This window comes from Alteraurantiacibacter lauratis, assembly GCF_037154155.1.
GTDB lineage: Bacteria > Pseudomonadota > Alphaproteobacteria > Sphingomonadales > Sphingomonadaceae > Alteraurantiacibacter > Alteraurantiacibacter lauratis.
Genome location: NZ_JBANRN010000024.1, coordinates 1 through 9,722 on the forward strand (window position 1 = coordinate 1; position 9,722 = coordinate 9,722).

Genomic DNA, 9,722 nt, shown 5'->3' on the forward strand with positions numbered 1-9,722 from the left:
CTCGCCAGAAACTTCCTATCCGCCGTATGCCTTGCCGCCGCCGTGGCTTTCTGGCTCTGATTGAGTCTCGACCCTAGGCCAGCACCACCCGCAGGGCGGCCACCACGGCAAGGACACAGCCTGCCAGACGCAGCAGCGGGACGGTTGAAAGAGCGGCGACAACGCAGCCCGTGGCGAGGCCGCAGACAACGCCGGTGAACAGGCCGATCGGTCGGCGGTGCATACGCTGCGCCAGCGTGGCGCGGATCTGCGCGTCCTGCGCTTCCGCTCCGAAGGCCCGTGCCAGAAGTTGATCGAGGCGTGCGATGATCCTGTTCCTTCCGCAAGGAACCCTAGGGACGAGGGATAACTAGCAGGTTAAGGCTGTTCCTGCCGGCAAATACCTAGGTCGCGCGCATTTGCCCCCGGCTTGCCGATCGGGCCTCAATCATGGCGCTGACTGGCTGATCCTGCGGGCCATTTGCCGGTCAAGCTGGCGACAGATCGCCAGCCACCAGGCGAAGCTGTGCGGGTCGTCCTCGATGCGCGCCAGTTCCGCCTGTTCCATCGCGCGCTGCGCGGCGGCCATCCCATGCGCGGCAAAGTGGCGCAGCGCAGCCGCCAGCGCCGCGTCACCCGTTACATTTGCGGGCGACGCATTGTCGTTGGCGGGGCGCCGACGGTAAAGCCGCGCTCGGCTCACGGCCATGCGGTTGCGGATCGCGCTTTTGGGTGCGGCGAAACGGATCGACATGGGCGGCTTTCCTGCTTCTTGGCCACAGACGCAAAATGCGCCGGGCGAAAGCTGCCTCTAGCGCGGCCGGCCTAAGCGAAGGTTTGGCAGGATGGTTTCCCGCTTCTTAGCCAATTGGCCGCGCTGTCAGGGCTGGCGCAGCCATTGCCCGCTGCGGGCGTGCTGGTCGAGCACACGGCCCGAATGGGGCAGGAGCGTGCTATCGGGCTTGGGTTCGGCTGCGGTTGCGGCTGGCAGTTCCGGAGCGAGCGTGGGGATCGCGCCGAGCGGCGCAGGTGCGGGACGCACGGCCGCGGCCGCTTCCACATCAGGCGGCAGCAGCGCTCCCGATTCGGCTGCGCCTTGCGCGCGCGCCACGAGATTGAAGCGCGGAATGCTCTCGCTGCCGGCATATCCCGCCGAAAAGGCCGCCGGACGGCCCGCCGCCCCGCTCCAGCGGTAGAAGCGGTGCAGGCCGATCGTGCCCACTTCGTGCAGGCTGGGCGCCCAATAGGGATAGATGTCGGTGCGGTGGTAATGCGTGGCGAGGCCCACCGGCCGGAACACAAAACCGCCCAGCGCGGCGCGGGCGATCATCCGCGCGCGCACCATGCCTTGCGCAGACGGGCGGCGGGCGAGCGATCCATCGCAGGTGAAGGTGAACTGGCATCCCGTCTGCCGCTCCGACCCCTGAAACACCACGCCGCACACGCTGTTGGGCCAGGCCGGATGGCGCACCCGGTTCATCACCACCTGCGCCACCGCCTGCTGGCCTTCCTTGCTCTCGCTCGCCGCCTCGTAATAGACCGCCATGGCGAGGCATTCCTCCGCCCGCAGCCGGTCGGCAAAGCCGGCCAGGGCAGTGAAGGGGCGCGCGGCGGGGCCGGCATCCTTGATCGCGGGCGCGGGAATGATTTCGGGCAGATCAGACGAGGCGGCATCCCCCGACAGGTCCGCTGCGGAAGGGGTCCACGCCATCGCGCCCGGTGTGTAAGGAATGGTTTCGGGCATGGCGAAACGGATCACCTGCGGCTCCGCCACCGGCAGATCGGGCGCGGCCATTGCCGGCACCGCCACTGCCGCCAGCAGCACGCCCACGCGCTTGAACAGGATGCGTCGCACCGCTTTGCGCGCAAGCCCGCGCCCCTGCGCCACGCGGGAAAAGCGCGCGGCGAATTCGGCCGGTTCAGCCTCTTGCCAGTGCGGATAAAGGGTCGAAAGCTGTGCCAGCGGCGGATGTCCCGATCAGGCGCAAAATCGCGCGCCTTAGGCGCGTAACCGCTTTGCACAGGGCGCGCAGCATCGGCAAAACCACCGTGCCGGAACGGGACGAAGTGCCGGTCGAGGGGTTAAGGCCCGATCCCCCGGCCCAAAACCCCGCTTACTCGGCCAGCAGCCCGCGCGCGCGCAGCATCGGTTCGACCTGCGGATCGCGCCCGGTGAAATCGCGATACATCTGGTCGAACGGACGCGAATGACCCTGGCCGAGGAAAGTCGACCGGATCCGCTCGCCCATTTCGCGAGTCATCCCGCCATTCGCCGCGACATAATCATAGGCATCGTGGTGCAGCATCTCCGTCCACAGATAGGCGTAATAGCCCGCGTCATAGCCGTGGCTGAAAATGTGCCGGAAATAGGGCGTGCGGTAACGCGGCGGCACCAGATCGGGGTTGAGACCCAGACGGCCCAGAGCCTCGGCCTCGAACGCCATCACATCGGCCGGCGCCTCACCCGGACGCAGCGCGTGCCATTCCATGTCGAGGAGGGCGGCGGTCAGCGTTTCGCCCAAGGCATAGCCCTGATCGAACGTGCTCGCCCGTTCGATCGAGGCGATGAGCTCGGCCGGGATCGGCTCGCCCGTCTGCCAGTGGCGCGCATAATTGTTGAGCACCGAAGGAATGGTGGCGAAGTTTTCGTGGAATTGGCTGGGAAACTCCACCCAGTCGCGCGTGGTATTGGTGCCCGACAGGCTGGGATAGCGCTGATCGGCAAACATGCCGTGCAGCGCATGGCCAAATTCGTGGAACATGGTGATGACATCGTCAAAGCTTGCCAGCGCGGGCTGGCCGGGCGCGGGCGGGGCGATGTTCTGCGTGTTCGTCACCACCGGCTTCAGGCCGAGCAGGTGGCTCTGCTCGATGAAATTGCTCATCCACGCGCCGCCTTGCTTGCTGTCGCGCTGGAACGGATCGAAATAAAACAGCGAGAGTTCGCTGCCATCCGCATCGCGCACCAGATAGACGCTGACATCGGGGTGATAGCCGGGAATGTCGTCGCGCCGTTCGAAGGTCAGGCCGTAAAGCTGGTTCGCCATGTAGAACACGCCGTTTTCCAGCACATTGGTGACTTCGAAATATTGTTTGATGCGGTTTTCATCGAGGTTGTAGCGTTCCTGCCGAACCTTCTCGGCATAGAAAGGCCAATCCCACGGCTGCACGGTGAAATTGTGCCCGTCCTGCGCAATCCGCTCGTTCAGCACGGCAGCTTCGCGCTGCTGCGTGGCAGAGACGGCGGGCACCATCTGGCGCATGAATTCCAGCGCGCGCGAGGGCGTCTGCGCCATGCGGTCATACATCTGCCAGCTGGCGTAATCGGGTTCGCCAAACAATTGCGCCTTGCGCGTGCGCAGTTCGACGATTTCGCGCACAATGCCACGCGTATCGTTTTCGCCGCCCGATGATGTGCGATCAATGCTGGCGCGGAACAGGCGTTCGCGCACATTGCGGTTTTCCAGCACGGTCAGCAGCGGCTGCTGCGTGGTGTTCTGCAAGGCCAGCATGAACTTGCCCGGATGCCCGCGTTCGGTGGCAAGCGCGGCGGCAGCGGCGATCTGGCCTTCGGTCAGGCCCGCCAGCTCCTCGCGCGTGTCGACCAGCACCGCGCCCGCGCTGGTGGCGGCGGTCAGCTTTTGCGAAAATTCGGTTTCCAGCTCGGAAATGCGCGCATTGATACGGCGCAGTTCATCCTTGGCCGCATCGTCCAGCAAGGCGCCGCGGTGCACGAATTCCTCGTAATAGAGGTCGAGCAGCATCGCATCCTCGCCCGTAAGGCCCAGCGCGGCGCGGTTGTCGTAGATGGCCTTCACGCGCGCAAACAGCGCATCGTTCAGATAAATCGCGTCGTTCATCTGCGCGATCTGCGGCGATACGGCGCTGTCGGTTTCGTTCAGCACATCGTTGGCGTCCGCACCCTGCTTCTGGCTGAAAGCGGCATAGGCGCGGTTCAGCATCTGGCCGGTGCGCTCCATCGCCACCAGCGTGTTTTCGAAGGTGGGCGCTTCGGGATTCTGCGCGATCCGCTCGATCTCGGCCAGCTTGATCGCAATGCCCTGTTCGATTGCGGGGCGGTAATCCTCGTCGCGGATGCGCGAGAAATCGGGCGCCTGGAATGGCAGGGCAGAAGGTTCAGCGAAAATGCCCGTGGCCGCGGGAAGCGGGGGAAGAGCGGTTGCGACGGTGTCCATCGGGGTGGTGTCCAGCGTGGTGCAGGCGGAGAGCAGCGCGGCGGCAGCCGCTCCGGTCAAGAGAAGGCGATTCATCGTAGGCTCAAGCAGATTCCAGGGCAAAAAGGCGGTTTCGTGTGAAACTTGAAGCGCGCCTTTAGGCAATTGCACCGCCCGGTGCAATCGGCAAATGGGCCGCAGGCCATGTGCCTCGGCAGGTCGCCCCTAGAGCGCAGGCGGGCAGCGCGTGCGGTCGCCTGCGTTGCACGCCTCGACATCGGCAACCTGCGCACGCCAGCGCGCCATTGCTTCCTCGTGCGCACGCTCACGCGCCTGCACTTCGGCCTGCCATGCGGCCTCGGCAGCTTCCTGTTCGGCGCGCTGTCGGGCGATAATCGCTTCGCGTTCGGCAACCGCGCGATCATAGGCTGCGCGGCTCGCAGCGTTCTCGGCCAGTTGGCGTTCGGCAAAGGCGGCTTGCTCGCGGTTCAGCCGCTCGCGCTCAATCTCTTCCTGCTTGGCCTGTTCCGGGGTGACCGGGATCGACAGGCGATCGGTGGCGGAAGGCGCTTCGCTGGCGGCGCTGCCTTGCTGCTGCGCAGCGGCGGGGAGGCCGGACAGGGCGCTGGCGGCGACCATTGCCGCACCGAAAAGGCCGAACCGGCGAAATGGCGTGGGGTGTTTCATAGGTCTCATCTCCTTCGTGCAGCCAGGTTGCCAGCAGTGCACGCGCTGGTATCTGACTTGCATCAAGATGCTTTACTCTCACCTGACCGGCAGGGCGGTGCGGGCGCATTGTGCCGGGCGGGGAAGGGGAACGCTTGACGAAAACGAACATTTGAAGAACATGGCGACTCTCCGGCCAAGGACCAAAGGGCCGCTCGACTTCCCTTTTCAAAGGCCGCAAAGCGCTCCGATGATCTGCCCTGGCATTATCTCCGAAACTTTCGAACAGGCCTCGCGTTCCCCATGCTGACTCATATCAAGGTGCGCGGTGCGCGCGAACACAATCTCAAGGGCGTGGATATTGATCTGCCGCGCGATGCGCTGATCGTGATTACCGGGCTGTCGGGCAGCGGCAAGTCGAGCCTCGCTTTCGACACGATCTATGCCGAAGGGCAGCGGCGTTATGTCGAGAGCCTGTCCGCCTATGCCCGGCAGTTCCTGGAGATGATGCAGAAGCCCGATGTGGAGCATATTGACGGGCTGTCTCCCGCCATTTCCATCGAGCAGAAAACAACCAGCCGCAATCCGCGCTCCACCGTGGCGACGGTGACCGAGATCTACGATTACATGCGCCTGCTGTGGGCGCGCGTCGGCGTGCCGCATTCGCCCGCCACCGGCCTGCCGATCACCGCGCAGACCGTCAGCCAGATGGTCGATCGGGTGATGGCCCTGCCAGAAGGGACGCGGGCCTATCTGCTCGCCCCCGTGGTGCGCGGGCGCAAGGGCGAATACCGCAAGGAGCTGGCCGAATGGCAGAAGGCCGGCTTCACCCGCGTGCGCATTGATGGCGAGATTTACGAGATTGCCGAAGCGCCCGCGCTCGACAAGAAATACAAGCACGACATCGAAGTGGTGGTGGACCGTCTGGCGGTCCGTGAAGGGATCGTGACGCGGCTGGCGGACAGTTTTGAAACCGCGCTGAAACTGGCCGACGGGCTGGCCTATGTCGATCTGGCGGATGGCGTGGTGCCGGGGCGCGAGGGGGAAGCGGAAAGCGGCGGCAACCTCAAAGGCGCAGGCCTGCCCGCGAACCGCATCGTCTTTTCCGAGAAGTTCGCCTGCCCCGTATCGGGCTTCACGATCGAGGAGGTGGAGCCGCGCCTCTTCTCCTTCAACGCGCCGCAGGGGGCGTGCCCGACCTGCGACGGGCTGGGGGAAAAGCAATTGTTCGACCCGCAACTGGTGGTGCCCAACGAATACCTCAGCCTGAAAAAGGGCGCAATCGTGCCCTGGGCCAAGAGCAATCCGCCATCCCCCTATTACATGCAGGTGCTCGCCAGCCTGGCTGCCACATTCGGCTTCAGCCTCGACACGCCGTGGAAGGATCTGCCGGGCGAGGTGAAGCTGGTGATCCTCTACGGCACGGGGGGCAGGAAAGTGCCGCTCACCTTCAGGGACGGGCGCAAGGAATACACGGTCGAAAAGGCGTTCGAAGGGGTGATCGGCAACCTCAACCGCCGCCTGCTGCAAACCGACAGCGCGTGGATGCGCGAGGAGCTTTCCCGGTTCCAGACCGCGCAGCCCTGCGAGACCTGCAACGGCGCGCGCCTCAACGACAAGGCGCTGTGCGTGAAAGTCGCGGGCAATTCCATCGCCGACCCGGTGCGCCTGTCGGTGGCGGACGCGCTGGCCTTCTTCACCGCATTGCCGGACAAGTTGACCGAGACGCAGAACCAGATCGCCCGCGCGATTCTGAAGGAGATCGTGGAACGGCTCGGCTTCCTCAACAATGTCGGGCTCGATTACCTCAATCTCGACCGCACATCGGGCACGCTGTCCGGCGGGGAAAGCCAGCGCATCCGCCTCGCCAGCCAGATCGGCAGCGGCCTGTCAGGCGTGCTCTACGTGCTCGACGAACCCAGCATTGGCCTGCACCAGCGCGACAACGACATGCTGCTCGCCACGCTCAAACGCCTGCGCGACCTTGGCAACACCGTGATCGTGGTCGAGCATGACGAGGACGCGATCCGCGCCGCCGACCATATTGTCGACCTTGGGCCGGGCGCGGGCGTGCATGGTGGCGAAGTGGTGGCGCAGGGCACGCTCAAGGATATCCTGAAGAGCAAGAAAAGCCTTACCGCCGCCTATCTCAATGGCACGCGCAAGATCGAGGTGCCGGCCAAACGGCGCAAGGGCAATGGCAAGAAAATCACCGTCCACAATGCCCGCGCCAACAATCTGAAGAACGTGACCGCATCGATCCCGCTCGGCACCTTTACCTGCATCACCGGCGTATCGGGCAGCGGCAAGAGTAGCCTCACCATCGACACGCTGCAGGCGGGCGCATCGCGCGTGCTCAACAATGCCCGCGTGGTGGCCGGCGCGCATGACAGGATCACGGGGCTGGAATTCTGCGACAAGGTGATCGAAATCGACCAGTCGCCCATCGGCCGCACCCCGCGATCGAACCCCGCCACCTATACCGGCGCCTTCACTCAGATCCGCGATTGGTTCGCCGGCCTGCCCGAAGCGCAGGCACGCGGATACAAGCCCGGCCGATTCAGCTTCAACGTGAAAGGCGGCCGGTGCGAGGCGTGCCAGGGCGACGGCCTGATCAAGATCGAAATGCACTTCCTCCCCGATGTCTATGTCACCTGCGAGGAATGCCACGGCAAACGCTACAACCGCGAAACGCTGGAGGTGAAGTTCAAGGGCCACTCCATCGCCGACGTGCTCGACATGACGATCGAGGACGCGGAGGAGTTCTTCAAGGCCGTGCCCCCCATCCGCGACAAAATGCACATGCTGAACGAAGTCGGCCTCAGCTATGTCAAGGTGGGCCAGCAGGCGACGACGCTGTCAGGCGGGGAGGCGCAGCGGGTGAAGCTGGCCAAGGAACTCAGCCGCCGCAGCACCGGGCAAACGCTCTACATCCTCGACGAACCGACCACGGGCCTGCATTTCGAGGATGTGCGCAAACTCTTGGAAGTGCTGCACCGGCTGGTGGATCAGGGGAACAGCGTGGTGGTGATCGAGCACAATCTGGATGTGATCAAAACCGCGGACTGGATCGTCGATCTGGGGCCCGAAGGAGGGGTGCGGGGTGGACAGATCGTCGCCGTCGGCACTCCCGAAGATGTCGCAAAGGCACCGGGCAGCTACACCGGACATTACCTCAAGCCACTGCTGGAGCGGGGGAGGTAGCAGGCAGGCTGTGATCGGTGGTTAGCCTGCCCCGGGAAGCGAAGCTCTGCATGGCAGACTTGATCCGGGGGCGGACTGGATCGTCGATCTGGGGCCAGGAGTCGAAGACGTGGCGCAGCCACAACGCGGCGTGCGCGGAGGCGAGGTGATTGCCGAGGGCGTGCCGGAGGATGTGGTGAAGGTGGAGCGGAGTTATACAGGGCGGTATTTGAAGCCGTTGTTGGGGAAGTGAGCGGGAATGGTGTGCCCCGGCGCAGGCCGGGGCAGTATCAGAACACGCTTGATGAGAGGATTTATACTCGACGACATTACGAGCGATCCCCGGAAGTTGCCCCTTTTGGCGCTGCGGTAGTGTTAAGCTGTCAATGCCCGAATTCGTCAAGGTCAAGTAATAGCGACAGAAATTTGTCTAAGGATCTCTCGAAATGGCTCGAAGTCATTGGCTGGTCTATCTGAAATCCATGTTGCAAAGTTTGTCTTGCAGTCATCTGATATTGCCTTAGCAAGATACAAGTAGCTATCGTCTAATTTTCCTTTCAGTACAGAATCGATAGTCACCTCTAATGGAAACTCTTCATTAGCGATCTTTGCCTTCCTCTCGATCAAATTTAATGTGCCGGACTGAACGGCCGATAAAATCACTGACTGCTCAAACATAAACTCGACAGGTAATGGAAGTGTCAGGCCGACTGATCGAAACGCAGCTTCGGCTGGTTTGAGGTGAGTCGGAACATCTAAGGCTCCAACAAAAATCTTTCTGCTGCGTTCCAGCGTTCTAAATTCGGTGTCCGTCAGTTTGTGGTAGTTTCGAAAGTTATCAAACTCTCTACGACCCCGTGCATCGGAGTCGAAGATCCCGATTAATGGGCGATTATCTCTTTTTACTCGAATTGAAATTTTCAAAAATTGAGTTATATCAGATGCACCATTCGCTGATTCAAAGCGAACGTTCATTTCTTGAAAACCTAATTTTTCTTTAGCGGTATTAAGAATTGTAACGTCGCTTGGGCCTTCAACGTAAATCACCGGACATTCGGCTGAGTCTACCCTCGATTGCATTTCAGTGATCGACTCTTTTAACTCAACATAATCCGAATATACTTTTTTCATGCGAGGCGTTATAACCGACAGTAGGCCCATTGCCTTGTCGACGTTTGAAGTGGATGCAATTGACTGAATTTGGGAAGAGACCCGCTCTCCGTCGTGCATGCTCTCAATGTACCACTTGGCGGCTCGACGCCCCGAGATGTCATAAAAGGCAGGGGAATGTGTTGTAAGAAAAATTTGATTTTCTTGGGAGAACCTCTCCTGAAAATCCTTTGCCATTTCGAATGCCTTTGAAAGCTCGAGAGAGTTTTCCGGCTCCTCGTATCCCCAAATATGGTATTGTGACGACTTGGCTGATATATAGTTTAATATAAAAGGTAAGTGCCTGCTTTGAATTCCGTCACCTCTCATGATTAAGGGTATTTCGTGTTGTCCAAAGCGAGTAGAAAAATCCAGTGCTCTGAATAAGTCTTGAAGGCTATCTGGAATGTTAATTGTCGAATCGATCTTAAGTCGATCCAAAATTTCTGAGCTCATGGACTCCGTTAGCAAACGAATGTCTTTAACCAATGCGTTAGGGTCGAGACTCAATCAGAGCCAGAAAGCCACGGCGGCGGCAAGGCATACGGCGGATAGGAAGTTTCTGGCGAG

General features: G+C 61.7%; 8 protein-coding genes. 2 read left to right on the forward strand and 6 right to left on the reverse strand.

Annotated elements, in window-relative coordinates; all coding sequences use genetic code 11:
- Nucleotides 1-73: 73 nt before the first annotated feature.
- The 5 genes from WFP39_RS14940 to WFP39_RS14960 form a co-directional block, all read right to left on the reverse strand.
- Entirely contained in the window at nucleotides 74-223 is a 150-nt protein-coding gene (locus WFP39_RS14940; RefSeq protein ID WP_336920640.1) for a hypothetical protein, read from the reverse strand.
- A 204-nt stretch (nucleotides 224-427) separates the two neighbouring features.
- Nucleotides 428-733 carry a hypothetical protein gene (locus WFP39_RS14945; RefSeq protein ID WP_336920641.1) on the reverse strand — a complete coding sequence of 102 codons (306 nt, stop codon included), beginning with the start codon at nucleotides 731-733 and terminating at the stop codon, nucleotides 428-430.
- Between the two features lie 126 nt (nucleotides 734-859).
- Nucleotides 860-1,834 carry a cell wall hydrolase gene (locus tag WFP39_RS14950; protein WP_336920642.1) on the reverse strand — a complete coding sequence of 325 codons (975 nt, stop codon included), beginning with the start codon at nucleotides 1,832-1,834 and terminating at the stop codon, nucleotides 860-862.
- A 259-nt stretch (nucleotides 1,835-2,093) separates the two neighbouring features.
- Complete coding sequence (locus tag WFP39_RS14955; protein ID WP_336920643.1) at nucleotides 2,094-4,250, reverse strand: M3 family metallopeptidase; 2,157 nt, start codon at nucleotides 4,248-4,250, stop codon at nucleotides 2,094-2,096.
- Between the two features lie 129 nt (nucleotides 4,251-4,379).
- Nucleotides 4,380-4,841: a hypothetical protein gene (locus tag WFP39_RS14960; protein ID WP_336920644.1), complete on the reverse strand. Its 462-nt coding sequence runs from the start codon at nucleotides 4,839-4,841 to the stop codon at nucleotides 4,380-4,382.
- A 282-nt stretch (nucleotides 4,842-5,123) separates the two neighbouring features.
- Between WFP39_RS14960 and uvrA the strand changes: the two genes are divergently transcribed.
- Nucleotides 5,124-8,024 carry an excinuclease ABC subunit UvrA gene (gene uvrA / locus WFP39_RS14965; protein ID WP_336920645.1) on the forward strand — a complete coding sequence of 967 codons (2,901 nt, stop codon included), beginning with the start codon at nucleotides 5,124-5,126 and terminating at the stop codon, nucleotides 8,022-8,024.
- A 109-nt stretch (nucleotides 8,025-8,133) separates the two neighbouring features.
- On the forward strand, nucleotides 8,134-8,256 hold the full coding sequence (locus tag WFP39_RS14970) for a hypothetical protein (protein WP_336920646.1): 123 nt from the start codon (nucleotides 8,134-8,136) through the stop codon (nucleotides 8,254-8,256).
- 152 nt (nucleotides 8,257-8,408) lie between these two features.
- Here WFP39_RS14970 and WFP39_RS14975 read toward each other — a convergent pair whose 3' ends face one another.
- On the reverse strand, nucleotides 8,409-9,662 hold the full coding sequence (locus tag WFP39_RS14975; RefSeq protein WP_336920647.1) for an AAA family ATPase: 1,254 nt from the start codon (nucleotides 9,660-9,662) through the stop codon (nucleotides 8,409-8,411).
- Between the last annotated feature and the right edge of the window lie 60 nt (nucleotides 9,663-9,722).